The following is a 26,065-nucleotide window of genomic DNA, read 5'->3' on the forward strand; positions in this document are numbered from 1 at the left end:
ACGGTGACAAGCCAAGACGCCTGAGCGCAGCGCCGCGCCCCGGGGCTCGCCGGGGCGCGCAGCCGCGTCACCCGGACGACCCCGGCTCCTGCCAGCTCTGCAGCACCCACTTGAACTGCTGGGCGGCCGTCGCCCAGTCCTTCGCCGGCGACGACATGTAGATCGCGTACTCGACGCCCGCCCGTGAGTAGTACGTCTCCTCGATCGCCCGCCGCGGCCCGGCCACGTTCGCGCCGTCCTTCGCCAGCGCCGTCCAGGTGTACTCCCACAGCGCCCCGTCCCGGTCCCGGTACAGGTTCTGCTTCATGGTCACACGCTTGTAGTCGACCAGCTTCTGCAACTGCTGCTCCAGGTCCTGCTGGTGCGCGAGTGCGTTGGAGAAGTCCGGCGAGCTGTCGATGGCGATGCGCACGAAGTGCTTGCCGCCGTCGGGCGTGTAGTCGACCTGCTTGAGGTCGCCGTCGATGCCGAAGACCTTGCGCTTCCAGCTCTTGGGCAGGGAGAGACCGAAGCCGAGCGGGTCGTGCACGGCCTGCCAGTCGGTGGGGACGGCGCCGTCCGGGGCCGTGGTCGCGCCGTCCGAGGAGGACGGGCCGGAGGTGGCCGGCGAGGCCACGCTGCCGCTGCCGTCCTGCTGCCCGGAGTCCCACTTCTGCAGGGCCACGGCCGCACCACCGCCGAGCAGCGCGGCCACGGCGACGACGAACGCGAGCGTCCGCAGCCGGCGCCGCCCGGGCCGGACGGAGACGGGCGCGGACTGCGGACCGACGGTTGTCGCGCTCAGGGAACCACCGGAGGGGCGCTGCCCCTCGTAAGAACCGCCGGCGGAACCGCCGTAAGAACTCCCGTAGGAGTTGCTGCCGTACGCGTTGCCGCCGTGCGGGCCTTCGTGCGCCGCGCCCTCCTGGAAACCCTCGTACGCGCCGCCGGAGTTCAGCCGCGTCCTCCCGCCGCTGCCGCCGCTGATCTGCGACTGCGTCGGCACATACGCCTGTGCCCCGCTCGGCCGCCGTCCCTCCGCCGCCTCGGCGAGCATCTGCTCGACCTCTTCGGGGCTCGGCCGCTCGGCCGGCTCCTTGCGCAGCAGGGCCGTGATGACCGGCCCCAGCGGGCCCGCGCTGGGCGGCTCGCCGGCCTCGTCCTCGACGACCGCCTGCATGGTGGTCAGCGGCGAGGTGCGGCGGAACGGCGAGCGCCCCTCCACCGCCGTGTACAGGGTCGCGCCCAGCGCCCACAGGTCGGAGGACGGCCCCGGGTCGTGCCCGCGCACGCGCTCCGGCGCGAGGTAGTCGACGGATCCGACCACTTCCCCGGTACGGGTGATCGTCGTGTCGCCCTCGATCTGGGCGATGCCGAAGTCGGTGAGGAGAACCCGGCCGTCCCGGCCGATCAGCACGTTGCCCGGCTTGACGTCCCGGTGCAGCACCCCGGCGCTGTGCGCGGCGCGCAGCGCGCGCAGCACCCACAGCCCGATCCGCGCGGCCTCCCGCGACTCGATGCGCCCCTGCTCCTTGACCGCGTCGGCCAGGGAGTGGCCCTCGACCAGCTCCATGACGATCCACGGGCGGCCGTCGTGCTCGAGTACGTCGTGGACGGTGACGACGGCGGAGTGGTTGATGCGCGCCGCGGCCCGGGCCTCCGCCCGGGTGCGGGCCAACAGGATGGCCTGGTCACCCTCGGAGACGTAGAGCGCGGCCGTCAACTCCTTGATGGCGACCGCCCGGTGCAGCACTTCGTCATGGGCGCGCCACACCCGGCCCATGCCGCCGCTGCCGATGATGTCGGCCAGCCGGTAGCGGCCCGCGATGAGCAGGCCCTGCATCTGATTCACGTTGCCCCGCAATGCTCTTGTCAGGGTCAGACTAAGGACCGCCCCTCGGTCAGGGAACAAGTGGGGTCCCACGGAGACAGCACTGTGACGGTTCTCGCTTTCGTCACCGGATGTGAACGAAATCCCCGCACCGGGACGGGAACCAACCGCCCCGGGGGCGCGTTGACTTCCACCCGGCCCGCCTACTTGTACGTCTGCGGCTACGTCTGCGTCTCAGCCCGTGTACTTGTACGTCGCCGACGCCTGCTCGTACAGCGTGGTCACCTCGTCCCGGTCGGCCTCGGGGCCGCGCACCTGCACGATGTGATATCTCCCGTTGATCAGGAAGACCATGTTGCGCACGAACAGGTCGCCCTCCTGGCTGTCCGTCCAGGTGAACTGCCCCTCGGCCGACACCTGCTGACCCACCGTGATGGTCCGCAGCCCGCCGGCGGTGGCCCAGCTGGAGTCCCGGTACGGCTGCAGCTCCGGTTCCTTGTCCCGCTGGTACGTCATCGGGTCGCTGCCGTAGGTCGCCGCGCTGTCCCGCCCGGCCACGACGATCAGCTCGAACTTCCCGTGCGAGTAGATCACCTGGCCGCTGCTGTTCTTCGGGGAACGGCTCCAGCCCTCGGCGACGGCGACCCGGAAGCCGTTCGGGTCGTCGCGCAGGGTGAACCCGTCGGCGACGGTGGAGCCGCCGGTCGAACCGGCGGTGGTCTGCGTCTCGGTGGACGGGGTCGACGTGGGAGTCGGCGTCGGTGTCGGAGTGGGCGTCTGGTTCCGGCTCGGTGCGGGACTCGCCTCGCCCGCCGCGCCCGTCCGGTCGCCGGTCGCCGCGCCGCCCTCGTCCCCGGTGTCCTTCTTCGGCAGGAACAGCATGGCGTAGGCGACCGCCGCGGCCAGCAGGAGCAGGACCAGCAGGAGCAGCGTACGGCCCAGCTTGCGCGGGGACCCGGCCTCCTGCCGGGCCCGCTTGTGCCGGCCGTGCGGTGCCGGGAGCCCTGCCTTGCGCCTGCGCACCAGCTCACCGCGGCGCCGGACGATCGGCAGCCGCCTGGGGTCGGCGGGCGGGGCGGCGACGACATGCGTACCGGCGTCCGGCTCGGGCGCGGACCGCACCAGCGAGCGCAGCCAGCCGCGCAGCTCCTCGAAGTCCAGCCGCTCGGTGGGGTCCTGACGCAGCAACGACTCCACGACCGGCCTGAGCGACCCGCACTCCTCCGCGAAGGCGGGCGGCTCCGAGCACACCAGCTGCACCAGCTCGGCCGTCGACTCCTCCGGATACGGCGCGTGCCCCTGCACCGACCGGAACAGCAGCGCCCCGAGCGCCCACAGGTCGGTGGCCGGGCCGATGGGCGCCGCCAGCTGCCAGTTCTCGTGCACGGGAACGGCCTGCTCCGGCGCCCAGCGCTCGGTCACCGGCCCCACGACGGTCATCCGCACCTGCCGCGCCCGCTCGGCGGCCAGCGCGGTGGCGGGCCCCCGCCGCCCGGGGACGGCGGCGCCGGGCTCGCCCCAGCGGGCGGCGGCGGGTCCGGCGCCCTGCGCGGGCACGACGGCGTGCGGCTGCCCCTGGACACCGGGGAGTTCGGCGCCGGCCCTGGGCATGCCCGCGCCGGGACCGGTCGGGGGTGTGCTCGCGCCGGGTCCGGCGGGCGGGAGCGCGGTGCGGTCCTGGCCCGGGACCACCGCCGGGGGCGTGCCGGGGCGGGGTGCGGCGCCGTGCCAGGCCGACGGCGCGCCGCGCACCCCGTACGGGTCCGCGATCCGGCCGGGCGGCATGCCACCGGCGGCCCGCTGCTCCCCGCCCGGCACCTGCGCCTGCCCGTTCGCGTACGGCGGTTGCGCCACGCCGTTGGCCTGCCCCGCGGGGTACGGCGGTTGCGCCATGCCGTTGGCATACGGCTGCTGGGCCGCCCCGCTGGCGGGTCCGGGGCCGTACGGCGGCTGCGGCGCGGGCGCCGCGGTGTCCCCCTCGGCCGGCGGCCGGGCGCCGGGCAGCGCGGCCCGCCCGTTCTGCTGGGCCTCCTGGACCCGGGCGGCGGCCCTGGCTCCCGCCCGGTACGCGGCGATCGCCCCGGCCCGGGCGGCCCGGACGTCCGAACCGGTCTCCAGCGCCCGCCGCTCCACGGCACCCGTACCGGCACCGCCCGGACCGGCACCGCCCGGGCCGTCGTCAGGACCGGCCCCCGGCAGCCCGCCGGCGGCCCGCGCCTGGATCGCGGCACGCCGAGCGGCCTCGGGATCGGTCTCCGGCGCGGCGGGCGCCTGCTGCGCACCGCCCGTACCACCGCCTGTACCACCGGACGCACCACCGACGCTCCCGATGCCCCCGACGGCGACGACACCCGAGCCGACGGAACCGCCCGAAACGCCTGAACCGCCCGAAACGTTCGGACCCGGCGAGCCGGGCGGGCCGCCGGGTGTGGCGGAACCTTCCGCCTCCCCGACCCGCCGACGGCCGCCGGTCTCCGCGCCGCCCTCGCCGCCCTCACCGTCCTGCGCCGGCACCGGGTCGTACCCGCACAGCGCCTCCTCCGCCGCCCCGACCGCGAGGCCGGTCAGCATCACCCGGCCGTCGTCGCAGACGAGGACCGTGCGGGCGGTGATGTTGCGGTGCACCCAGCCGTGGGCATGCAGCACCCGCAGCGCCATCAGCACGTCGGAGGCGACCTCGGCCGCCCGGTACGGGCTCAGCGGCTGCTCCGCGAGCACCGCGGCCAGCGACCGCGCGGCGACCGACTCGCTGACGATCCACAGCGAACCGCCCTCGGCGAACACGTCGAAGACCTGGTCGAGCCGGGGATGGTCGGGGATCCGGGCGGCGGCCTGCGCGGCCTCGACGGCGCGCCGCACCACCGGGTCGCTGGGCCGGCGTGTCGCGGTGCGCGCCGCCGTCGGCCGGCGCGCGCCACGGTCACGCGCAGTGAAACCCGCCGGCAACCCCTCGGCGTCCAGCACCTCCGCCTCGACGACCTCCGGCAACGGCACCTGGCGGACGAACACTTCCTGCCCGCTGTAGGTGTCGAAGGCCCGGGTCTCGGTGTGTTCGTACTCGTCGGAGGGGGGCAGCGGCAGGCGGTAGCGGTCGGCGAGCACCCGACCCGCGTAGTCGTCCACGTTGCCTCCCCCGGCCGCCCGGTTGGTCAAATCCGTTCGTTTCGCGGCCCGTTCTGTATGCATACCTGGATGCGTACGGTCCGCAACCACTCACGATACGTGCCGGAGGCAAGTCTCATTGTGGGGATGCGAATTTGTCACTTGGGCTCGAAGGACGCCGTCAGCGTCTTCCAGGTGTCCTTGCGCAGCTCACTGCTCCAGTCGTCGGCCTTCGCGGTGTACATCAGCGCGTACCCCTGCTGGGAGCTGACCACGAACCCCCGGTCGATGGTCCGGTACTCGGTGCCACCGTCCACGTAGGTGAACTCCCAGTCGGCCGTGTTCCAGTCGCGGTAGTCCACCTCGGCTATGCGGATCTTCTGGTACTGGGAGCGCACCATGTAACGCTCCTGGTTCTCCCAGTCCGCCACCGGGTCGTCCTTGGGCGTGCTGGTCCAGGCGATCAGCAGCTTCTGCCCGTCGGGCCCGGTGAACCGGTCCCCGGCGGAACTGCTGGTCTGGAACTTCCAGCCCTTGGGCAGCCCGATCGAGTACCCCTGGTCGCCCTTGTACGTCCGCACCACCGGCGCGCTGCCACTGTCGCTCCCGCTGCCACTGGAGTTCGACCCCGAGGACGCGTCGTCGCCGGACGTGTCCGAGTCGTCGCTCCCGGAGGCATCGGCCGCCGACGTGTCCCCGTCCGTCCGCGTGCCGCCGCTCGTGTCCTGCTTGGTGGAGTCCCCGGAACCGGACTTCGAACCGGAACCGGAACCGGTGCTCGCGCTCGCCCCCGCGCTGGCCACCGCCTTGGAACCGCCGCTCTTGCCGTTCCCCTTGCTGTCCCCGTCGTCGCCGTTCAGCACGATGGCGAGCACGGTACCGAGCACCGCGAGCACCACCACCACGGCGATGACCACCAGGGTGCGCTTCGGCACCACGTCGGTGAGCGGTGCCTTGGGCACGGGCCGGGGCGCCAGGTCCAGATCCGGCGGCGGCATGACGGGCCACCCCGAACTCGCCTTGCCCGCTGCGGGCTTGCTCCCCGCCGGGGCGGTGGCGGCGCCTGACCCACCACCGGCGGCCGGACGCGCACCCCCGACCGGCCCCGAGGGCGAACCGGTCACGACCGGAGCGGCGGGTGCCGCGGCCTTGCCCGCCTCGGCACCCGTGCCGGTGGTCTTCGTCCGGGTCGCGGCCGCGGCACCCGCCGCCCCCGCGGCCTTCCGCACCGACCGCAGCGCTCCGCGCAGCTTCTCCCCGGCCTCCTCGCCCCGCTTGGTCCCGGCGCCCTTCTCCTCCTGCGGCGCGTCGGGCTGCGGAGGCAGCTGTACGACCCGGGTGGCGTCCGCGGGGACCTCCTCCGGCGCGTTGATGACCGCGTTGAGCATCGCCCGCGCGCCCGCGTCGTCCAGCCGCTTGGCCGGATCCTTCGTGAGCAGCCCGTAGATGACGTCCTTCAGCGGTCCCGCGTTCTTGGGCTCCTCCAGCTGCTCGGTCATCACCGCCGTCAGGGTGGCGATCGCCGACCCCTTGTCGTACGGCGGTGCGCCCTCGACCGCCGCGTACAGCAGGCCGCCGAGCGACCACAGGTCGGCCGCCGGGCCGGGCTTGTGGCCACGGGCCCGCTCCGGGGAGATGTAGGAGGGGGCGCCGACGAGCATTCCCGTGGAGGTGATGGACGGGTCGCCCTCGACCTGGGCGATGCCGAAGTCGGTGAGCACGACCCGGCCGTCGCTCTCGGAGATCAGCACGTTGGACGGCTTCACGTCCCGGTGCAGGATGCCCTCGCGGTGCGCCGACCGCAGCACGTCCAGGATCGCCAGCCCGACCTCGGCCGCCCGCTTCGGCTCCAGCAGGCCGTCCTCCCGGATGACCTCGGCCAGCGACTTGCCCTCGACCAGCTCCATCACGATCCAGGGCCGGTCGTCCTCCTCGACCACGTCGAAGACCGTCACCGCGCTGTTGTTGCGGATCCGGGCGATCGCCTTGGCCTCGCGCAGGGTGCGCGTGATCAGGCGCCGCTTCTCCTCCTCGTCGATGTTCGACGGGAACCGCAGCTCCTTGACGGCCACCGTCCGGCCGAGGGTCTCGTCCTCGGCGCGCCACACCGTGCCCATGCCGCCGCGGCCGAGCACTCCTCCCAGCCGGTACCGCCCGGCGAGAAGACGCTCACTGTTGTCCTGACGAGTCTCCTGACGAGAAGTCCCCGCCCGCTCCGCCTCCGACATGCGTCCCCTCATGCAACCCGCCCTGACAGAGCCTCCATTGTCCCTCACCCGACAAGTGCCCAACGCCCAGGGGCCCCCTGACCGCACATCGGGGCCGGCCGATCGGAACCCCCCGTGACGAGGGCGTCACACGGGCGGGATGATGGGCCCCGAGAAGGGAGGAACCCGGATGCCGTCGCTTCGGACACTGGTGGCCATACCGGTCTCTCTTGCCCTGCTTTTCGCCCCGTTGATGGCCGGTTCCGCCTCCTCGGCGGAGACCACGGACCCCCTCCTGTCACAGTTCGTCGCCAAAGGCGGAGCACCCGCCGCCGCGCTCCTGGACCGCGACGGCGACGACGTCCACTATGCGGCCGCCGGCCGGGGCATCGCCCGTGCCGACCACTTCCGCGCCGGCAGCATCACGAAGACCTTCATCGCCACCGTCGTCCTGCAACTGGCCGCGGAACACCGTCTCTCCCTGTCCGACAGCGTGGAGCGGTATCTGCCGGGACTGCTGCGCGGACACGGCGTCAACGGGCGGAGGATCACCCTGCGGGCCCTGCTCAGCCACACCAGCGGGCTCGCCGACTTCACCACGGTCACCCGGGGGGCCGTCCCCCTGACCCCGCTTCAGGCCGTACGCATCTCACTCGCCCTCCCGTCGACCCGGCTGGGTCACTACGCGTACTCCAGCACCGACTACGTCGTGCTCGGCATGGTCATCCGTCAGGTCACCGGTCACTCGTACGCCACCGAGGTCCGGCGCCGCATCATCACCCCTCTCCGTCTCACGGGCACGTCCTTCCCCGGTGCCCGCACCACACTGCCCTCCCCGCACGGCCGCGCCTACGCGACCGACGGCTCCGACGTCACCGAGCTCGACCCGCGCGTGGCCGGCGCGGCGGGTGAGCTGGTGACCACGCTCGACGACCTGGACCGCTTCTACGCGGCGCTGCTGGACGGCGAGCTGCTGCCCCCGCGCCGGCTGCGCGAGATGCTCGACACCCGTGCCGCACATGGCGCGTACGGCCTGGGGATCTTTCCTGTGAAGCTGCCGTGCGGGACCACGGTGTGGGGGCACAACGGCCGGATCGCGGGCAGCTATGTGCGGAGCGCTGCCTCGATCGGCGGCCGGCATGTCCTCACCTTCCGTGTGAACACGACGGCGATCGCAGACCCGGACCTCGAATCCGCACTGCTCGCGGCCGAGTTCTGCCCTCGCAATGGGTAGAACGGGCGGGTGCCGAGGAGAGATCCCGACGCCCGGTCGCTCGATCGGGTGATGTTGGACGGTCCGGTGGCGCGGGTGACACGGGGTGGCACGGGTGGCGCGGGTGGTCCGGCACCGCGGAGACCGCCGGAGACCGCCCGCCATCGTGGCTCGGCGTCGTCGCGGCGGAGAAGGATTTCCCGGCACCCGGTACCACCCACCCGGCACCACCCACTCGGCACCACACCCCACACAGGCCGGCCCCGGCTCGCACCAAAGCCCCCCGCCCGGCGAAAAATTACCGCGGCACGATGTCCGGGGCTCCCAGCCTTGCCGCGTCCGCTGTCTGGTCGTCCGGCTGGAGTTGGGATTCGCGTTCCGCCTCCACGCGCTTCTCGTAGTGCTCGACCTCGCGCTCGATCCGGTCCTTGTCCCAGCCGAGGACGGGTGCCATCAGTTCGGCGGCCTCGCGGGCACTACGGGTACCGCGGTCGAAGGTCTCGATGGAGATGCGGGTGCGGCGGGTCAGGACGTCGTCGAGGTGGCGGGCGCCCTCGTGGGAGGCGGCATAGACGACCTCGGCGCGCAGGTAGTCGTCGGCGGCCGACAGGGGCTCGGCCAGGCCGGGGTCGGCGGCGATGAGGTCGAGGACCTCCTCCGCCATCGAGCCGTACCGGTTGAGCAAGTGCTCGACACGGACCACGTGCAGGCCGGTGCGGGCGGCGATCCTGGCCCGGGCGTTCCACATCGCCCGGTAGCCCTCTGCGCCGAGCAGCGGGATGTCCTCGGTGACGCACTCCGCGACCCGCATGTCGAGCCCGTGCACCGCCTCGTCGACGGCGTCCTTGGCCATCACCCGGTACGTCGTGTACTTGCCGCCCGCGACGACCACGAGCCCCGGCACCGGATGGGCGACCGTGTGCTCGCGCGACAGCTTGCTGGTGGCGTCGGACTCGCCGGCCAGCAGCGGACGCAGGCCGGCGTAGACGCCCTGCACGTCGTCGCGCGACAGTGGCACCGCGAGCACCGAGTTGACGTGGTTGAGGAGGTAGTCGATGTCGGCGCTGGAGGCGGCCGGGTGGGCCTTGTCCAGATCCCAGTCGGTGTCGGTCGTACCGATGATCCAGTGCCGGCCCCAGGGGATGACGAACAGGACCGACTTCTCGGTGCGCAGGATCAGGCCGGTCGTGGAGTGGATGCGGTCCTTGGGGACGACCAGGTGGATGCCCTTGGAGGCGCGGACGTGGAACTGGCCGCGCTCGCCGACCATCGCCTGCGTGTCGTCGGTCCACACACCGGTCGCGTTGACGACCTGCTGGGCGTGGATCTCGTACTCCCCGCCGCCCTCCACGTCCTGCACCCGGGCCCCGACGACCCGCTCGCCCTCGCGCAGGAACCCGGTCACGCGCGCACGGTTGGCCGCTTTCGCGCCGTACGACACCGCCGTGCGCACCAGGGTCGCCACATAGCGGGCGTCGTCCATCTGGGCGTCGTAGTACTGGATGGCGCCGACCAGGGCGTCCTTGCGCAGGGCGGGCGCGATCCGCAGGGCGTGACGGCGGGTCAGGTGACGGTGGATGGGCAGGCCCCGGCCGTGTCCGCTGGCCATGGACATCGCGTCGTAGAGCGCGACGCCCGAGCCGGCGTACAGGCGTTCCCAGCCCTGGTGCTGGAGCGGGTAGAGGAAGGGCACCGGCTTGACCAGGTGCGGGGCGAGGCGCTCCAGGAGGAGACCGCGCTCCTTGAGGGCCTCGCGGACCAGGGCGAAGTCGAGCATCTCCAGATAGCGCAGACCGCCGTGGATCAGCTTGCTGGACCTGCTGGAGGTGCCGGAGGCCCAGTCGCGGGCCTCGACGATGGCGGTGTTCAGGCCCCGGGTGACCGCGTCCAGCGCGGTACCCGCGCCGACCACTCCACCGCCCACCACCAGCACGTCCAGCTCGCGCTCGGCCATGGCCGCCAGGGACTCCGCACGCTGCTCCGGCCCCAGTGTCGCTGTCCTCACCGCTGCCTCCCGCTCTGCCGCCATGCGGCCATCGCTCGCCATCGGTCCATCGCTCGCCATCGGCCTTCGCCGGCCGCGGGTCACCGGTCGCCATCGGTCGTCGATCGCGGTGGGCCGTCGGACAGCCGCAGCCATCCATCGCCGTCGGTCACCGGCACCCGCCGGTCACTGATACCCGTCGGTCACTGATACCCGTCGGTCGTAGGTCGATGTCGGTCACTGGTCGTCGTCGGCCGTCGGTCGTCGATCGCGTCATCGACTGCGTCACTGACTGAGTCGTCGATTGCCTCGTCGATCGCGTCGTCCGCCGTCGAACACGTCGTCGGTCATCGGTCGCGTCGGCCGCACCCCCGGCGGGCGTGGCCCCTGCCCAAATTCTGACCGGCTTGCCCGACTTCAGCCACCACTCACCCCCAGCCTGTGGACAACGGTCACCGAACCCACGGAAGACACATGAACACAATCCCGCATAACGGTCATATTTACTCCTAGTCTGACCGTGCGCCTCGCTCATCCTGTCCACAGGGCTTGCGCACCTGTCCCGCTTCGGTTACTGGGAAGGACGGCCCACGCCATGCCCGCAGACCTCGCCGTCATCGGACTCGGTCCCTACGGCCTGCCCCTCGCCCAGGCCGCCGTGGCCGCCGGCGTCTCCACGATCGGCTACGTCACCGGCCCCGAGGCGGGCTCGCTGAGCCCCGCCGAGCTGCGCCGGATGCTCGCGAAGGGCTTCCGGGTGGCCGAGGACCCGGCGCAGCTGGGGCGGGTGCGTACCGCCGTGATCTGCGCGCCGACCCCGCGCGGCGCCGACGGCGGGCTCGATCTGAGCCAGGTGGAGGCCGCCGCGGGCACGCTGGCCGAGCGGCTGCGTGCGCACACGACGGTGATCCTGGAGTCCCCGGTCCATCCGGGGACGACGGAGGACTTCCTGCGGCCCCTGCTGGAGAAGGGCTCGGGTCTGCGCGCGGGCCGCGACTTCCACCTCGCCTATTCGCCCAGCCGGGTGAATCCCGGCAACCGGGACTTCACGCCGGCCAACACCCCGAAGGTCATCGGCGGCCTCACGCCCGCGTGCACGGAGTCGGCCGCCACGTTCTACGGCCGGCTCACCGACAAGGTGGTACGCGCGCGTGGCCCGCGCGAGGCCGAGACCGTGCAGCTCCTGGAGACCAACTTCCGGCACGTCAACATCGCCCTCGTCAACGAGATGGCCGTCCTCTGCCACGACCTGGGCGTCGACCTGTGGGACGTCATCCGCTGCGCGGAGACCAAGCCGTTCGGCTTCCAGGCCTTCCGCCCCGGCCCCGGTGTCGGCGGCCACGGCGTCGCCCAGGACCTGTCCGCACGCGCGAGCCGCGGCCTGCGCATGGTGGAACTGGCCCAGCAGGTCAACAGCCGGATGCCGGGGTACGTCGTGCAGCGCGCCGCCGCCCTCCTCAACGAGCACGGGAAGTCGGCGCGCGGCGCGCGCGTGCTGCTGCTCGGGGTCACCTACAAGGCCGACCTCGCCGACCAGCAGAACAGCCCCGCCCAGGAGATCGCGACGCGCTTCATGGAGCTGGGCGCCTCGGTCAGCTACCACGACCCGCACATCGCGTCCTGGAGCGTCCTGGACCGCCCGGTGCCGCGCGCGGACTCCCTCTACGAGGCCGCCGCCGACGCCGACCTGACGATCCTGGTCCAGCAGCACCGCACGTACGACCTGCAGGGCCTGTCGGTGAAGGCCCAGTTGCTGCTGGACACGCGCGGGGCGACCCCGACGGGGGCGGCGCACCGGCTCTGAGCGGGCCCGGTGCCCGCAGCAGGCGGCTCACCGACCGGCGCACGGGGGTGAAGGGGGGCGCGTGGGTGGCTGGGGCTCGTGAGCTGGTGGCGGATGGGGCGGGGCGCGGCTGAGTGTCCACCCCTAGTCTCCTTGGGGGTGGCCGCTCATCGCCCGTAAATCCGCAAGATCCACCTCCACCGGCACTTCACGATCCACAGACGGATCCGGTCCCAGCGGGTGGGCTTGCGGTGGCGTCCCACGGACGCCCCCTTCCACGATGCCGCCCAGTTGCCCGGTGGACGGTCCGCACGCCCCTCCCCCTCAACACGCGCCCCCACCAGCACACTTGGGCATGCGAAAGGGCCGGTCACCCACCCCGGGTGACCGGCCCTCCGTCCGCCGTACGGCGGCTGCCGCTTACCGCTTGTGCTGCGAGTCCGCCACCGTCACCTCGACGCGCTGGAACTCCTTCAGCTCGCTGTAGCCGGTGGTGGCCATGGCGCGGCGCAGGGCGCCGAAGAGGTTCATCGAGCCGTCGGGGGTGTGGGACGGGCCGGTGAGGATCTCCTCAAGGGTGCCGACCGTGCCGAGGTCGACCTTCTTGCCGCGCGGGAGCTCCTCGTTGACGGCCTCCATGCCCCAGTGGTGGCCCTTGCCGGGACCGTCGGTCGCGCGGGCCAGCGGGGAGCCCATCATCACCGAGTCGGCGCCGCAGGCGATCGCCTTGGGGAGGTCGCCGGACCAGCCGACACCGCCGTCGGCGATGACGTGGACGTAGCGGCCGCCGGACTCGTCCATGTAGTCGCGGCGGGCGGCGGCCACGTCGGCGACGGCCGTGGCCATCGGGACCTGGATGCCGAGCACGTTGCGCGTGGTGTGGGCGGCGCCGCCGCCGAAGCCGACCAGGACACCGGCCGCGCCCGTGCGCATCAGGTGCAGGGCCGCCGTGTACGTGGCGCAGCCGCCGACGATCACCGGGACGTCCAGCTCGTAGATGAACTGCTTCAGGTTCAGCGGCTCGTGCGAGGACGAGACGTGCTCCGCGGAGACCGTCGTACCGCGGATGACGAAGATGTCGACGCCCGCGTCCACGACCGCCTTGGAGAACTGCGCGGTGCGCTGCGGGGAGAGCGCGGCCGCCGTGACCACGCCGGAGTCGCGCACCTCCTTGATGCGCGCGCCGATCAGCTCCTCCTTGATGGGAGCCGCGTAGATCTCCTGGAGCCGGCGGGTGGCGGTGTCGGCGTCCAGCCCGATGATCTCGTCGAGCAGCGGCTGCGGGTCCTCGTGCCGCGTCCAGAGGCCTTCGAGGTTGAGGACGCCAAGGCCGCCGAGCTCTCCGATGCGGATCGCGGTGGCCGGGGAGACGACCGAGTCCATGGGGGCGGCCAGGAACGGCAGCTCGAAGCGGTAGGCGTCGATCTGCCAGGCGATCGAGACCTCCTTCGGGTCCCGCGTACGGCGGCTGGGGACGACCGCGATGTCGTCGAAGGCGTACGCCCGGCGGCCGCGCTTGCCGCGCCCGATCTCGATCTCAGTCACGTCTGTGGCCTTTCCTTCTGCGTTTCAGCGTCTTCCAGTATCGCCGACGGGCACGGCAAGGGCGGCCCCGGTGCGCCCGGGACCGCCCTGGAAAGGCTCTCGAAAGGCTCTGACGACTACTTGCGGCTGTAGTTCGGTGCCTCGACCGTCATCTGGATGTCGTGCGGGTGGCTCTCCTTGAGGCCCGCGGCGGTGATCCGCACGAAGCGGCCCTTGGACTCCATCTCGTCGACGGTGGCCGCGCCCACGTAGCCCATGGTCTGGCGCAGACCGCCGACGAGCTGGTGCAGCACGTTGGCCAGCGGGCCGCGGTAGGGCACCTGGCCCTCGACGCCCTCGGGGACGAGCTTGTCGTCGGAGGAGACCTCGGCCTGGAAGTAGCGGTCCTTCGAGTACGACCGGCCCTGACCGCGCGACTGCATGGCGCCGAGCGAGCCCATGCCGCGGTACGACTTGAACTGCTTGCCGTTGATGAAGAGCAGCTCGCCCGGGGACTCCTCACAGCCCGCGAGGAGGGAGCCCAGCATCACCGTGTCGGCGCCGGCCGCCAGCGCCTTGCCGATGTCGCCGGAGTACTGCAGGCCGCCGTCGCCGATCAGCGGGATACCCGCCGGGCGTGCGGCGAGGGAGGCCTCGTAGATGGCGGTGACCTGCGGGACGCCGATGCCGGCGACCACGCGCGTGGTGCAGATCGAGCCGGGGCCCACGCCGACCTTGATGCCGTCGACACCGGCGTCGATCAGTGCCTGCGCGCCGTCGCGGGTGGCGACGTTGCCGCCGATCACGTCGACGTCCACGCTCGACTTGATCTTCGCCATCCAGCTGAGGGCGTTGCTGTTGTGGCCGTGCGAGGTGTCGACGACCAGGAAGTCCACGCCGGCTCCGGCCAGCGCCTGGGCCCGCTCCAGGGCCTCGGGGCTGGCGCCGACGGCGGCACCGACGAGGAGGCGGCCCTCGGAGTCCTTGGCGGCGTTCGGGTACTTCTCGGCCTTGACGAAGTCCTTGACCGTGATCAGGCCCTTGAGGACGCCCTCGTCGTCGACGAGCGGCAGCTTCTCGATCTTGTGCTTGCGCAGCAGCTGCATGGCCTCGGTGCCGGAGATGCCGACCCTGCCGGTGACCAGCGGCATCGGCGTCATGACCTCGTGGACGCGGCGGGAGCGGTCGCTCTCGAAGGCCATGTCGCGGTTGGTGACGATGCCGAGCAGCTTCCGGTCGGGGTCGGTGACCGGGACACCGCTGATCCGGAACTTCGCGCACAGCGCGTCGGCCTCGGCGAGGGTCGCGTCCGGGTGCACCGTGATCGGGTCGGTGACCATGCCGGACTCGGACCGCTTCACCAGGTCGACCTGGTTGACCTGGTCCTCGACGGAGAGGTTGCGGTGCAGCACGCCGACACCGCCCAGCCGGGCCATCGCGATCGCCATGCGGGACTCGGTCACCTTGTCCATCGCCGCGGACAGCAGCGGGATGTTGACCCGGACGTTGCGAGAGATGCGGGACGAGGTGTCGACCGCGTTCGGGAGGACCTCGGAGGCTCCCGGCAGCAGCAGCACGTCGTCGTAGGTCAGCCCGAGGGTGGCGAATTTGTCGGGCACTCCGTCGACGTTGGTGGTCATGACACCTTCCCCAAATGGCCTTGATCGGTGCGGATGTCCATGCTAACGGGAAGCACGGCTCCCAAATTCCACGGTACGACTCAGCTCCGGGCTTCGTATGTTCGTACGGGAACGGGCACCCGCCTGTTCATCGGGGAGGGGCGGGCCCCGTCGGCCACAAGGGCGGACCCCATCGGCCACGCAGGGGCGGGACCCCGTCGCCTACTGCTCCGCCAGCGCCCGCAACCGGCTCAGCGCGCGGTGCTGGGCGACTCGCACCGCCCCCGGTGACATTCCCAACATCTGGCCGGTCTCCTCGGCCGTGAGGCCCACGGCGATGCGGAGCAGCAGCAGCTCGCGCTGGTTCTCCGGGAGGTTGGCCAGGAGTTTCTTGGCCCATTCGGCGTCGCTGCTGAGCAGCGCGCGCTCCTCGGGGCCGAGGGAGTCGTCGGGGCGTTCCGGCATCTCGTCCGAGGGGACGGCCGTGGAGCCCGGGTGTCGCATCGCGGCGCGCTGCAGGTCGGCGACCTTGTGGGAGGCGATCGCGAAGACGAAGGCCTCGAAGGGGCGGCCGGTGTCGCGGTACCGGGGCAGGGCCAGCAGGACCGCCACGCAGACTTCCTGGGCGAGGTCCTCGACGAAGTGGCGGGCGTCGCCCGGGAGGCGGGACAGGCGGGTACGGCAGTAGCGCAGCGCGAGGGGGTGAACATGGGCGAGCAGGTCGTGCGTGGCCTGCTCGTCCCCGTCTACGGCGCGATGCACGAGAGCGCCGATCGTTCCCACGGCAGTGACCGCCTCGTCGTCGCGCATCGGTCCATGGTGCCCTGCTGCCGTCGGCGGCGTGGCATCGCGTCCGTCGTTGTGCACCGAAGCGTTATGAGCAGGTGCGCCGGAACTCATCTCCTGCGCCCTCCCCTTCCGCTCGAACGACTCGTCCCCGAGAGACTCCACACCTCAAGGATGCGGCATCCGCGCCGAAACGAGCAGCGCGCCTTCGGCGCTCCGTCTTGTGGACCCCGCCCACCATGGGGTAGGCGGGGGCGTCCGGTCGGTCCGCTTCCCCGCTGCGGCGCAGCTCACCGCCGTGCTAACGGACCAGTCCCCAGCGGAAGCCGAGGGCCACCGCGTGGGCGCGGTCGGAGGCTCCGAGCTTCTTGAACAGCCGCCGGGCGTGGGTCTTCACGGTGTCCTCGGAGAGGAACAGCTCGCGGCCGATCTCGGCGTTGGAACGGCCGTGGCTCATGCCCTCCAGGACCTGGATCTCGCGCGCGGTGAGGGTGGGCGCGGCGCCCATCTCGGCCGAGCGGAGGCGGCGCGGGGCCAGTCGCCAGGTCGGGTCGGCGAGGGCCTGGGTCACGGTGGCCCGCAGTTCGGCGCGCGAGGCGTCCTTGTGCAGGTAGCCGCGGGCGCCGGCGGCGACGGCCAGGGCCACGCCGTCCAGGTCCTCGGCGACCGTGAGCATGATGATGCGCGCGCCGGGGTCGGCGGACAGCAGCCGGCGCACGGTCTCGACGCCGCCCAGTCCGGGCATGCGCACGTCCATCAGGATCAGGTCGGATCGGTCGGCGCCCCAGCGGCGGAGGACTTCCTCGCCGTTGGCCGCCGTCGTCACGCGCTCGACGCCGGGCACGGTCGCCACCGCGCGGCGCAGCGCCTCTCGGGCAAGCGGGGAGTCGTCGCAGACGAGGACGGATGTCATGACCGTCCTCCGCAGCTGATGCGCGTCACCTTGAGCCTCCAGGCTGGTACGGAATCGTCACCTGTGCGGTCGAACGTCTCGGACGCCTGCCCGAGGGCTTGTTGCTTCAACCGCCACCGCACTCTCAACGACGGTCACTCGAAAGAGTTACGGGGCTGCATGCCGCCTTCGGCACTCTACGTGAGGGTGCGGACACGGTGCAGACATGGACGTCAGACCCTCAACTTTTCATCACAACCAATGCCCCATTTAGACCTTTTTGTTCCCGTTTCACGGTGTCTGGGGCTAGATTGCCAATGAGTCATATTTTCATCTCTCTAGACCGGAGATGTACGGTCGTTGGCACCGTATCCGCCCAGAACGGCTACAAGGGGTCACGTAATGGCAGATTTCTCCCGCCTTCCCGGACCGAACGCGGACCTGTGGGACTGGCAGCTCCTGGCTGCCTGCCGTGGGGTCGACAGCTCGCTCTTCTTCCATCCCGAGGGCGAGCGCGGGGCGGCTCGGAGTGCCCGTGAGAACTCGGCCAAGGAGGTCTGCATGAGGTGCCCGGTCCGCGCGGAGTGCGCGGCGCACGCGCTGGCGGTCCGCGAGCCGTACGGCGTGTGGGGCGGCCTGACCGAGGACGAGCGCGAAGAGCTCATGGGGCGGGCGCGCAACAGGCTGGTGTCGGCGTCGACGACCAGCGGCAGCCCCGCCTCCGACACATGAAAGAACGTTTCTTCAATCTGTTGACAATGCGTTGAGAATCTGCCGACGACCGGGCACGCGCGCGTGTGCCCTCGCCGGGCCGCGCCTGTGCCCCCGCCGGCCCGTAAGCCGCTAGGCCCGCCGGGCCGCCCGGCCCAGCTGTTCCAGCGTCGCCGCCACCGCCGGTACCTGTGCCAGGTCGGGCAGGGTGAGGGCGACGATCTCCCGCCGTACCGCGGGTTCGAGGATCACCGTGCGCACGCCTCTCGGCCGTACCGACTCGACCGCCAGCCGGGGCAGCACGGCGACGCCCAGACCCGCGCCGACCAGGCCGACCACGGCCGGGTAGTCGTCGGTGGCGAAGTCGATGCGGGGCGTGAAGCCCGCACTCTCGCACGCCTGGACGAGCTGTCCCCGGCAGCGCGGGCAGCCCGCGATCCAGGGCTCGTCGGCGAGTTCCCCGATGGCGACCGACTCCGCGCGGGCCAGCCGGTGCCGCTCCGGCACCAGGCCGACGAGCCGGTCGGTCAGCAACGGCCGTACCACCAGGTCGTCCCACTCCTCGGCGTCCGCGGCGCCTTCGTAGCGGAAGGCGAGCGCGAGGTCGCAGTCGCCCGCGCGCAGCAGCTCCACGGACTTCGGCGGCTCGGCCTCCTCCAGGGAGACGCGGGTGCCGGGGTGGGCGGCGCGCAGGGCGGCGAGGGCCGTCGGGACCAGCGTGGAGCTGCCGCTCGGGAAGGAGACCAGGCGGACCCGGCCCGCGCGCAGCCCGGCGATCGCGGCGACCTCTTCCTCTGCTGCGGTCAGCCCGGCGAGGATCCCGGAGGCGTGCCGGACCAGGGCCTCGCCGGCCTGGGTCAGGCGCATCTCGCGGCCGTTGCGGACCAGCAGCGGGGTGCCGACGGAGGTCTCCAGGGCCTTCATCTGCTGGCTGACGGCGGGCTGGGTGCAGCCCAGTTCGCGTCCCGCCGCCGAGAACGACCCGGTGGTGGCGACGGCGCGCAGGACGCGGAGATGACGTGCCTCGATCATCTCTTGAGCATAAGGCGGACTTGGACACAGCGCCCGAAAACGCGTCGACGCTTTGAGGATGGTCCCGTACCGTCGGAGCATGGAGCTTCTCTCGGTGAACCTCGGCCGTCCGACGCCGTCGCCGCACACGGACCAGGCCGACGGCGTGACCGGTATCGACAAGCGGCCGGTGGACGGGCCGGTGCGGGTGGCGGCGCCCGGGCCGAAGGGGACCGCGGGCAGCGGGCTGGCCGGGGACGCGGTCTGCGAGCTGCGCCATCACGGCGGCGACGACCAGGCGGTGTACGCCTTCGCGCGCGAGGACCTCGACGACTGGGAGAAGGAGCTCGGCCGCCCGCTGCCGAACGGCTGTTTCGGTGAGAACCTCACGACAAACGGGCTGAACGTGTCGGAGGCACTGATCGGCGAGCGCTGGCGGATCGGTTCCGAGGTCGTACTGGAGGTCACCTCCGGGCGCATCCCGTGCCGTACTTTCCAGGGCCATCTGGGCGAGCGGGGATGGGTGAAGAGATTCACGCGGAAGGGTGCCACCGGTGCCTACCTCCGGGTGATCGAACCGGGTGAGATCCGGACCGGCGACCCCATCGAGATCATCCACCTGCCGGAGCACGGGGTGACGGCGGCGATGGAGTTCCGCGCGACCACCACCGAGCGGGAGCTGCTGCCCCGGCTGCTCGCGGCGGGCGCGGCGCTGCACCCGGAGGCGCTGGCGCAGGCCCGGAAGTACGTGGCGGCGCAGAACGGCTGAACGGCCGTCACGCGCAGGCCGTTCACCGGCGCTTCACCCTTAGGGAGAGCCGGTGCGCACAGCGGACGCCGTCCCTCCGGGTAACTACCCTTGGTCCATGACAACGGCTCTGATTACGGGATCGACCGCGGGGATCGGTGCCGCGTTCGCGCGGCGGCTGGCGGCTGACGGGCACAACCTCGTCCTGGTGGCGCGGGACACCAAGCGGCTGCGCGAGCAGGCGACCGAGCTGCACGACCGGCACGGCATCGAGGCGGAGGTGCTCACCGCCGACCTCGCCGAGGACGCCGGCATCGAGTCGGTCGCCGCCCGGCTCGGCGACCGCAAGAACCCGGTCGACCTGCTGGTCAACAACGCCGGCTTCGGCAACAAGGGCCGTTATCTGGACGTCTCGATGGCCGACGAGCTGCGCATGCTCAAGGTGCACTGCGAGGCGGTGCTGCGGCTGACCTCGGCGGCGGCCGAGGCGATGCGCGAGCGCGGCCGCGGCGGTGTGGTCAACGTGGCGTCGGTGGCGGCGTTCGTGCCGCGCGGGACGTACGGCGCGTCCAAGGCGTGGGTCGTGCAGTTCACCCAGGGCGCGGCGCGCGATCTCGCGGGCAGCGGGGTGCGGCTGATGGCGCTGGCGCCGGGGTTCGTCCGTACGGAGTTCCATCAGCGGGCCGGGATGGGCACGGACAACATCCCGGGCTGGATGTGGCTGGACGCCGACAAGCTGGTCGCGGCGGCGCTGGCCGACCTCGCGCGCGGGAAGACGCTGTCGGTCCCGGATCCCCGCTACAAGGTGCTGACGGGCCTGGCGAAGATGGCGCCGCGCGGGCTGGTGGGCGGCATCAGCTCGAAGACGGGCCGCAAGTACGGGCCGCAGTAGGGACCCGGCCGGGACACACCGGGGCACACCGGAACGGGGCCGGTGAGACGATGGTGTCGTTCGGTCGCGCCCGCAGGGGGGCCGGAGGCGGTGTCATGACGTTCGTGCAGCTCATCGAGTGCAGGACCAGGCGGTTCGACGAGATGGACCGGCTGATGGACAGGTGGGTCGAGCAGACCAAGGGGAAGCGGACGGCGACGCACACGCTGGTCGGCAAGGACCGCACCGACGCGGAGCACGTCGTGGAGATCGTGGAGTTCCCGTCGTACGAGGAGGCGATGCGGAACTCGCGTCTCCCGGAGACCGACAAGACCTTCCACGAGCTGCTGGCGCTGTGCGAGGGGACGCCGACGTTCACCGATCTGGACGTGGTGCGCGACGAGGGGCTGTACGCCGGCACCGCGCGGCGGTTCTTCGAGACGATCGCCGCGCCCGGCCCGCTGGTTCCGCTGGACGGCCTGCTCGCCGAGGACTACCACGACCACGATCCGGTCGAGGGACAGGACACCATCGGCATGGACGCGATGCGGCGCAAGCTGGAGATGTGGCGGGGGGCCTTCGACTTCACGTTCCTCGTCGAGGACCAGATCGCCCAGGGCGACCGGGTGTGCACCAGGTGGCTCTGGACGGGCGTGCAGAAGGCGGCGTTCATGGGAGTGCCGAACACCGGCCGGCAGGTCACCATGGCCGGCACGACGGTCCACCGCTTCGACGCCGGCGGGAAGATGGCCGAGGGCTGGCTGCAGTACGACCGGATGGGACTGCTGGCACAGCTGGGTGCGCTGGACGCGCTGGAGAACTAGGCCGACCATCGAAGTACCCGCGAGGGGCGAAGCCCCCGTTCCCGGCGGACGACCGGGAGCGGGGGCTTCCTCAGAGACTGTTGCCTCAGTGCGAGTGGCCGTGGGAGTGGCCCGCGGCGGCGGCCTCTTCCTCTTCCTTCTTCTCGACGACCAGGGTCTCGGTCGTCAGCAGCAGGGAGGCGATGGAGGCGGCGTTCTCCAGGGCGGAGCGGGTGACCTTGACCGGGTCGATGACGCCGGCCTTGACCAGGTCGCCGTACTCGCCGGTGGCGGCGTTGAAGCCCTGGCCCTTCTCGAGCTCGGCGACCTTGGAGGTGATGACGTAGCCCTCCAGGCCGGCGTTCTCGGCGATCCAGCGCAGCGGCTCGACGACCGCGCGGCGGACCACGGCGACACCGGTGGCCTCGTCGCCGGTCTTGCCCAGGCCGTCCTCCAGCACCTTGGCGGCGTGGACGAGCGCGGAGCCACCACCGGAGACGATGCCCTCCTCGACCGCGGCGCGGGTCGCGGAGATGGCGTCCTCCAGACGGTGCTTCTTCTCCTTCAGCTCCACCTCGGTGGCGGCGCCGACCTTGATCACGCACACGCCGCCGGCCAGCTTCGCGAGGCGCTCCTGGAGCTTCTCGCGGTCCCAGTCGGAGTCGGTGTTCTCGATCTCGGCCTTGATCTGGGCGACGCGGCCGGTGACCGCACCGGAGTCACCGGCGCCGTCGACGACCGTGGTGTCGTCCTTGGTGACGGTGACGCGGCGGGCGGAGCCCAGCACGTCCAGGCCGACCTGGTCGAGCTTGAGGCCGACCTCCTCGGAGATGACCGTGGCGCCGGTGAGGGTCGCCAGGTCCTCCAGCATCGCCTTGCGGCGGTCGCCGAAGCCGGGGGCCTTGACCGCGACCGCGTTGAAGGTGCCGCGGATCTTGTTGACGACCAGGGTCGACAGGGCCTCGCCGTCGACGTCCTCGGCGATGATCAGCAGCGGCTTCGAGGCGTTGGACTGGATGATCTTCTCGAGCAGCGGCAGCAGGTCCGCGATGGAGGAGACCTTGCCCTGGTTGATGAGGATGTAGGGGTCCTCCAGGACGGCTTCCATGCGCTCCTGGTCCGTCACGAAGTACGGCGACAGGTAGCCCTTGTCGAAGGCCATGCCCTCGGTGAAGTCCAGCTCCAGACCGAAGGTGTTGGACTCCTCGACGGTGATGACACCGTCCTTGCCGACCTTGTCCATCGCCTCGGCGATGAGCTCGCCGACCTGCGTGTCCTGGGCGGACAGCGCGGCGACGGCGGCGATGTCGGACTTCTCCTCGATCGGGCGGGCCGACGCGAGCAGTTCCTCGGAGATGGCGGCGACCGCGGCGTCGATGCCCTTCTTCAGGGCGGCCGGGGAGGCGCCGGCGGCGACGTTCTTCAGGCCCTCGCGGACGAGCGCCTGGGCCAGCACGGTGGCGGTGGTCGTACCGTCACCCGCGATGTCGTTGGTCTTGGTCGCCACCTCCTTCACCAGCTGCGCGCCGAGGTTCTCGTACGGGTCGTCGATCTCGACCTCGCGGGCGATCGTGACGCCGTCGTTGGTGATGGTGGGGGCGCCGAACTTCTTGTCGATGACGACGTTGCGGCCCTTGGGGCCGATCGTCACCTTCACCGTGTCGGCAAGCTTGTTGACGCCGCGCTCAAGGGCGCGACGGGCGTCCTCGTCGAACTTCAGGATCTTCGCCATGGCAGCGGATGCCCTCTCGGAAATCTGGGGTGAACAAGACTGCGCCCCTGGCGCCCGGCTTCTTGGAGGATCGCGGGGGCCAGGGGCGCAGCTTTCAAGCGGAGTGCTTGAGGTGTAAGTCGCAGGCTTACTTCTCGATGATCGCGAGCACGTCGCGAGCCGAGAGGACGAGGTACTCGTCGCCGTTGTACTTCACCTCGGTGCCGCCGTACTTGCTGTAGAGCACGACGTCGCCGACCTTGACGTCGAGCGGCAGGCGCTCGCCGTTCTCGAAACGGCCCGGGCCCACGGCGAGGACAGCGCCCTCCTGGGGCTTCTCCTTCGCGGTGTCCGGGATGACCAGGCCGGAGGCCGTGGTCTGCTCGGCGTCGAGCGGCTGGACCACGATGCGGTCCTCAAGCGGCTTGATGGCAACCTTGGAGCTGGCGGTCGTCACGATCCGACCTCCCCCTTCGGAGATCTCACGGGGTTAACTGTCTGAGGTGGCGACCAGGTGGATCCGTCGTCGCGGGTGCCGGACCTGCCCGTCGCGTTGTTGGCACTCTCATCTGCCGAGTGCCAGAGCCGAGACTATGACCGCGATTAGCACTCGGTCAAGCGGAGTGCCAATTGCGAGCGTCGCGGCGCCGAAACCGACTCACAGGGCGACGGCGGCGTGCATCTCCCACACCAGGATCTCGGCCGGCTCCGAGGCCGCCACCCGGTGCCCGCCAGTGGCCGTGAAGCGCACGGCGTCGCCCTCGCCGAGCGCTCCGACGCCCTCCAGGTCCACCGTGCCGCGGGCGACGAACAGGTGCAGGTACGGCGCCTCGGGAAGGGTCACCCGCCCGCCGGGGCGCAGCCGGGCCGCGTACAGGGCGGCGTGCCGGTTCCGGATCCGGATGGCCCTCGCGTCCTTGTGCCGGTCCATGCCGGACGCCACCGTGACCAGCCCGCCGGACAGCAACTCGGCGTCGATCTCCAGCTGTTCGTAGCCCGGGGTGACGCCGGCCTCGTCGGGGACGACCCACATCTGGACGAAGTGCACGGGGTCGGCGGGCGGCCGGTCCGCGGCCCCGTAGGTGTCGTTCTTCTCCGAGTGCAGGATGCCGGTGCCGGCGCTCATCCGCTGGGCCAGGCCCGGGTAGATCACGCCGGAGTGGCCGCCGGAGTCCTGGTGGACCAGCGAGCCCCGGAGCACCCAGGTGACGATCTCCATGTCCCGGTGCGGGTGGGTCTCGAAGCCGGTGCCCGGCTGCACCAGGTCCTCGTTGTGGACCAGCAGCACCCCGTGGTGCGTGTTGGCCGGGTCGGGCCGGTGCGTGCCGAGGGAGAACGAGTGCTTCGAGTCGAGCCAGGACAACCGGCTCGCGAGCCGCGCGTCACCGCGCCGCACCTCCACACCGGGTGTCAGCAGTGCGCCCATGCCGTGCCTCCTGCTCCGCGCGAGCATCCATTGACTTGAATATTCAAGCTAACACAGATCCGTCGTGCCGGTAAGAGCCAATCGTGAGCGCCGCTTGAGCGCCATGATTGACTTGATGATTGAAGTCCGATCGGGCTAGAGGTAGTCCTCAAGACGGCCCACCGTCAGCCCGCTCGCCTGCACCCGGCGCAGCAGCCGGGCGGTGCGCTCCCTGAGGGTCGGGCCGAGGGCCTCGTCGGGGCCCACCAGGACGATGTCGCCGGGGCGGAGCTGCTTGTCGCCGGTCCGGTAGGTGATGCCGTCGGGGGTCATCGCCGCCCGCCACAGCACCACCGCGGCGACTCCGCAGTCGGCCGCGGCGCGCAGGGTGGTGGTGTCGTAGGTGCCGTAGGGCGGGCGGAAGAGGCGGGGGCGGATGCCGAAGCGGGACTTCAGCTTCTCCTGCTGGCCGCAGATCTCGGCGCGCTGCCCGGCGTACGGCAGGCCGGGCATGGCCGGGTGGTCGAGGGTGTGGTTCTGGACGCTCGCGCCGACCGCCTGGAGGCGGGCGAAGTGGCCGTAGCCGGGGCCGACCACGCTGTCCGTGAGGAACATGCTCACGGGCAGCCGCAGTTCGCGGACCATGTCGACGAAGCGGGGGTCCTTCTCGGCGCCGTCGTCGTAGGTCAGGAAGACCACCCGGTCGGAGGTGGGGATGTGGTCGACGACCGGGGGGAGGGCGGTGCGGAAGGACAGCGGGTGGAGCGGCGGGCGGGGCGCCGGGGAGAGGGGCTCGGTCAGGCCCCACCGGCGGTACGTCGGCTCGCCGGACGGGCCGTGCGGGTGCACCCGGTCGGCCGCCTTCCTGCCGAGCCGTTCGATGGGGTCGACGGACGGCGCGCACGCGGCCAGGAGGAGGGCGGCGGCCAGGACAGCGGCCGTCGCCCTCGGTCGGCTCACAGGTAGTCCTCCAGGCGCGCCACCGCGTAGCCGTCGCGGGTGACCTTGTTCAGGAAGCGGCGCATGTCGTCGACCATGGTGCCGTCCCAGTCGTTCCGGCCCCGGAAGTGCGTGAGGACGATGTCACCGGGGTGCAGTGCGCGGTCCCACTCGCGGTACTCCCAGTGGTCGACGAACACCTCCTCGTCCCAGATCGGCGCGTACTTGATGCCGCAGGCCTTGGCGGCGCGCAGGGTGTCGCCGTTGTAGTTGCCGTAGGGCGGCCGGAAGACCGTCGGCGCCTTGCCGAACTGCCGCTTCATGATGTCCTGCATGCCGCAGATCTCGTGTTTCTGCTCGTCGTAGGTGAGACCGGGCATGTAGGGGTGGGTGAGGGTGTGGTTGTTGAGGGTGTGGCCCTCGGCCTGCATCCGGCGGAAGTAGCCGTAGTCGTCCTTGACCAGGTAGTTGCTGAGGAACGCGGTGTAGGGGATCCGCAGCTCGCTCATCATCCGCAGGAAGTCCGGGTCCTTCTCGGCGCCGTCGTCGATGGTGAGGAAGACGACCTTCTTCCTGGTCGGGACGGTGGTGAAGACCGGGGGCAGGTCGTCCTCCACCTGTCCGTCCACCTCGAAGCCGTCGCGAGCGGTGATCGTCGGCCTGTGCCTCGGCGGGGCCGGGGGCCGCAGCGGGACCGCGTCCAGCCCCCAGCGCCGGGCGGCGGCGACCAGGGCGGCGTGGTCGTCGGGGGCGGCGGCCGCCCGATGGGCCTGCTGGCCCGCGGCGGGCCGGACCTCGGCCTCGTCCGCCGGCCCGGCGCAGCCGGAGACGACGGTGACGGCCGCTACGGCGGCGAGGGCAGCCATGGCCAATGCCACCCTATTTTTGTCATTTTGTACGACTGCTCGCATGGCCTCGGATCTTTCCAGCCCTCTCCCCGGAACCA

20 protein-coding genes are annotated in these 26,065 nt (G+C 71.6%); 6 read left to right on the top strand and 14 right to left on the bottom strand.

Annotation, left to right across the window (positions count from 1 at the left end; all coding sequences use genetic code 11):
• Positions 1 to 67: 67 nt before the first annotated feature.
• The 3 genes from ABT137_RS29130 to ABT137_RS29140 form a co-directional block, all read right to left on the bottom strand.
• Positions 68 to 1,822, bottom strand: a complete 1,755-nt coding sequence (locus tag ABT137_RS29130; RefSeq protein WP_351714133.1) for a serine/threonine-protein kinase — start codon at positions 1,820 to 1,822, stop codon at positions 68 to 70.
• A 222-nt stretch (positions 1,823 to 2,044) separates the two neighbouring features.
• A complete protein-coding gene (locus tag ABT137_RS29135; RefSeq protein ID WP_351714059.1) occupies positions 2,045 to 4,933 on the bottom strand; it encodes a serine/threonine kinase C-terminal domain-containing protein in 2,889 nt (962 codons plus the stop codon).
• 137 nt (positions 4,934 to 5,070) lie between these two features.
• Positions 5,071 to 7,140: a serine/threonine-protein kinase gene (locus ABT137_RS29140; protein ID WP_351714134.1), complete on the bottom strand. Its 2,070-nt coding sequence runs from the start codon at positions 7,138 to 7,140 to the stop codon at positions 5,071 to 5,073.
• A 169-nt stretch (positions 7,141 to 7,309) separates the two neighbouring features.
• On the opposite strand from ABT137_RS29140, the gene ABT137_RS29145 reads away from it, so the two are divergent.
• Positions 7,310 to 8,353, top strand: coding sequence for a serine hydrolase domain-containing protein (locus tag ABT137_RS29145; protein WP_351714061.1), 1,044 nt, complete (start codon positions 7,310 to 7,312; stop codon positions 8,351 to 8,353).
• Positions 8,354 to 8,630: 277 nt separating this feature from the next.
• Here the strand turns inward: ABT137_RS29145 and ABT137_RS29150 are convergent, their stop codons facing one another.
• On the bottom strand, positions 8,631 to 10,337 hold the full coding sequence (locus tag ABT137_RS29150) for a glycerol-3-phosphate dehydrogenase/oxidase (RefSeq protein ID WP_351714063.1): 1,707 nt from the start codon (positions 10,335 to 10,337) through the stop codon (positions 8,631 to 8,633).
• A gap of 574 nt (positions 10,338 to 10,911) precedes the next feature.
• On the opposite strand from ABT137_RS29150, the gene ABT137_RS29155 reads away from it, so the two are divergent.
• Positions 10,912 to 12,120, top strand: a complete 1,209-nt coding sequence (locus tag ABT137_RS29155; RefSeq protein WP_351714065.1) for a nucleotide sugar dehydrogenase — start codon at positions 10,912 to 10,914, stop codon at positions 12,118 to 12,120.
• Between the two features lie 399 nt (positions 12,121 to 12,519).
• On the opposite strand, the gene ABT137_RS29160 is transcribed toward ABT137_RS29155, so the two are convergent.
• The 4 genes from ABT137_RS29160 to ABT137_RS29175 all read right to left on the bottom strand — a co-directional run bounded on the left by ABT137_RS29160 (position 12,520) and on the right by ABT137_RS29175 (position 16,941).
• Positions 12,520 to 13,644 (bottom strand): GuaB3 family IMP dehydrogenase-related protein, encoded by a 1,125-nt coding sequence (locus ABT137_RS29160; protein WP_351714067.1) that lies wholly within the window; start codon positions 13,642 to 13,644, stop codon positions 12,520 to 12,522.
• Positions 13,645 to 13,760: 116 nt separating this feature from the next.
• Complete coding sequence (guaB, locus tag ABT137_RS29165) at positions 13,761 to 15,263, bottom strand: IMP dehydrogenase (protein ID WP_351714070.1); 1,503 nt, start codon at positions 15,261 to 15,263, stop codon at positions 13,761 to 13,763.
• A 201-nt stretch (positions 15,264 to 15,464) separates the two neighbouring features.
• Complete coding sequence (locus ABT137_RS29170; RefSeq protein WP_089099378.1) at positions 15,465 to 16,052, bottom strand: sigma-70 family RNA polymerase sigma factor; 588 nt, start codon at positions 16,050 to 16,052, stop codon at positions 15,465 to 15,467.
• Between the two features lie 277 nt (positions 16,053 to 16,329).
• The gene (locus ABT137_RS29175) at positions 16,330 to 16,941 is read right to left on the bottom strand and encodes a response regulator transcription factor (protein ID WP_003948568.1); all 612 of its coding nucleotides are present in this window, start codon (positions 16,939 to 16,941) and stop codon (positions 16,330 to 16,332) included.
• 381 nt (positions 16,942 to 17,322) lie between these two features.
• Here ABT137_RS29175 and ABT137_RS29180 point away from each other — a divergent pair, with 381 nt between their 5' ends.
• A complete protein-coding gene (locus ABT137_RS29180; protein WP_351714072.1) occupies positions 17,323 to 17,652 on the top strand; it encodes a WhiB family transcriptional regulator in 330 nt (109 codons plus the stop codon).
• 111 nt (positions 17,653 to 17,763) lie between these two features.
• On the opposite strand, the gene ABT137_RS29185 is transcribed toward ABT137_RS29180, so the two are convergent.
• Complete coding sequence (locus tag ABT137_RS29185; RefSeq protein ID WP_351714074.1) at positions 17,764 to 18,663, bottom strand: LysR family transcriptional regulator; 900 nt, start codon at positions 18,661 to 18,663, stop codon at positions 17,764 to 17,766.
• 79 nt (positions 18,664 to 18,742) lie between these two features.
• Here ABT137_RS29185 and ABT137_RS29190 point away from each other — a divergent pair, with 79 nt between their 5' ends.
• From ABT137_RS29190 to ABT137_RS29200, 3 genes are all read left to right on the top strand, one after another.
• Positions 18,743 to 19,411, top strand: coding sequence for an MOSC domain-containing protein (locus ABT137_RS29190; protein ID WP_351714076.1), 669 nt, complete (start codon positions 18,743 to 18,745; stop codon positions 19,409 to 19,411).
• A 97-nt stretch (positions 19,412 to 19,508) separates the two neighbouring features.
• Positions 19,509 to 20,282 carry an SDR family NAD(P)-dependent oxidoreductase gene (locus tag ABT137_RS29195; protein WP_351714078.1) on the top strand — a complete coding sequence of 258 codons (774 nt, stop codon included), beginning with the start codon at positions 19,509 to 19,511 and terminating at the stop codon, positions 20,280 to 20,282.
• Positions 20,283 to 20,377: 95 nt separating this feature from the next.
• Positions 20,378 to 21,085 carry an ester cyclase gene (locus ABT137_RS29200; protein WP_351714080.1) on the top strand — a complete coding sequence of 236 codons (708 nt, stop codon included), beginning with the start codon at positions 20,378 to 20,380 and terminating at the stop codon, positions 21,083 to 21,085.
• A gap of 85 nt (positions 21,086 to 21,170) precedes the next feature.
• Here the strand turns inward: ABT137_RS29200 and groL are convergent, their stop codons facing one another.
• The 5 genes from groL to ABT137_RS29225 all read right to left on the bottom strand — a co-directional run bounded on the left by groL (position 21,171) and on the right by ABT137_RS29225 (position 26,030).
• The gene (groL, locus tag ABT137_RS29205; RefSeq protein WP_351714082.1) at positions 21,171 to 22,796 is read right to left on the bottom strand and encodes a chaperonin GroEL; all 1,626 of its coding nucleotides are present in this window, start codon (positions 22,794 to 22,796) and stop codon (positions 21,171 to 21,173) included.
• A gap of 127 nt (positions 22,797 to 22,923) precedes the next feature.
• Positions 22,924 to 23,232, bottom strand: a complete 309-nt coding sequence (groES, locus tag ABT137_RS29210) for a co-chaperone GroES (RefSeq protein WP_004955293.1) — start codon at positions 23,230 to 23,232, stop codon at positions 22,924 to 22,926.
• Between the two features lie 201 nt (positions 23,233 to 23,433).
• Complete coding sequence (locus ABT137_RS29215; RefSeq protein ID WP_351714084.1) at positions 23,434 to 24,201, bottom strand: pirin family protein; 768 nt, start codon at positions 24,199 to 24,201, stop codon at positions 23,434 to 23,436.
• Between the two features lie 135 nt (positions 24,202 to 24,336).
• Complete coding sequence (locus tag ABT137_RS29220) at positions 24,337 to 25,140, bottom strand: polysaccharide deacetylase family protein (protein WP_351714085.1); 804 nt, start codon at positions 25,138 to 25,140, stop codon at positions 24,337 to 24,339.
• A complete protein-coding gene (locus ABT137_RS29225) occupies positions 25,137 to 26,030 on the bottom strand; it encodes a polysaccharide deacetylase family protein (protein ID WP_351714087.1) in 894 nt (297 codons plus the stop codon). The genes ABT137_RS29220 and ABT137_RS29225 overlap by 4 nt, the downstream gene beginning before the upstream one ends.
• Positions 26,031 to 26,065: the final 35 nt, after the last annotated feature.

The organism is Streptomyces sp. NPDC001980, from assembly GCF_040296885.1.
GTDB lineage: Bacteria > Actinomycetota > Actinomycetes > Streptomycetales > Streptomycetaceae > Streptomyces.

Bases quoted from the DNA above. Each gene is read 5' to 3' on its own strand.
- ABT137_RS29130 (WP_351714133.1), bottom strand. From the start codon at position 1,822: ATGCAGGGCCTGCTCATCGCGGGCCGCTACCGGCTGGCCGACATCATC.
- ABT137_RS29195 (WP_351714078.1), top strand. From the start codon at position 19,509: ATGACAACGGCTCTGATTACGGGATCGACCGCGGGGATCGGTGCCGCG.
- ABT137_RS29140 (WP_351714134.1), bottom strand. From the start codon at position 7,140: ATGTCGGAGGCGGAGCGGGCGGGGACTTCTCGTCAGGAGACTCGTCAG.
- ABT137_RS29175 (WP_003948568.1), bottom strand. From the start codon at position 16,941: ATGACATCCGTCCTCGTCTGCGACGACTCCCCGCTTGCCCGAGAGGCG.
- ABT137_RS29215 (WP_351714084.1), bottom strand. From the start codon at position 24,201: ATGGGCGCACTGCTGACACCCGGTGTGGAGGTGCGGCGCGGTGACGCG.
- ABT137_RS29145 (WP_351714061.1), top strand. From the start codon at position 7,310: ATGCCGTCGCTTCGGACACTGGTGGCCATACCGGTCTCTCTTGCCCTG.
- ABT137_RS29155 (WP_351714065.1), top strand. From the start codon at position 10,912: ATGCCCGCAGACCTCGCCGTCATCGGACTCGGTCCCTACGGCCTGCCC.
- ABT137_RS29170 (WP_089099378.1), bottom strand. From the start codon at position 16,052: ATGCGCGACGACGAGGCGGTCACTGCCGTGGGAACGATCGGCGCTCTC.
- ABT137_RS29225 (WP_351714087.1), bottom strand. From the start codon at position 26,030: ATGCGAGCAGTCGTACAAAATGACAAAAATAGGGTGGCATTGGCCATG.
- groL (WP_351714082.1), bottom strand. From the start codon at position 22,796: ATGGCGAAGATCCTGAAGTTCGACGAGGACGCCCGTCGCGCCCTTGAG.
- ABT137_RS29185 (WP_351714074.1), bottom strand. From the start codon at position 18,663: ATGATCGAGGCACGTCATCTCCGCGTCCTGCGCGCCGTCGCCACCACC.
- ABT137_RS29190 (WP_351714076.1), top strand. From the start codon at position 18,743: ATGGAGCTTCTCTCGGTGAACCTCGGCCGTCCGACGCCGTCGCCGCAC.
- guaB (WP_351714070.1), bottom strand. From the start codon at position 15,263: ATGACCACCAACGTCGACGGAGTGCCCGACAAATTCGCCACCCTCGGG.
- ABT137_RS29200 (WP_351714080.1), top strand. From the start codon at position 20,378: ATGACGTTCGTGCAGCTCATCGAGTGCAGGACCAGGCGGTTCGACGAG.
- ABT137_RS29180 (WP_351714072.1), top strand. From the start codon at position 17,323: ATGGCAGATTTCTCCCGCCTTCCCGGACCGAACGCGGACCTGTGGGAC.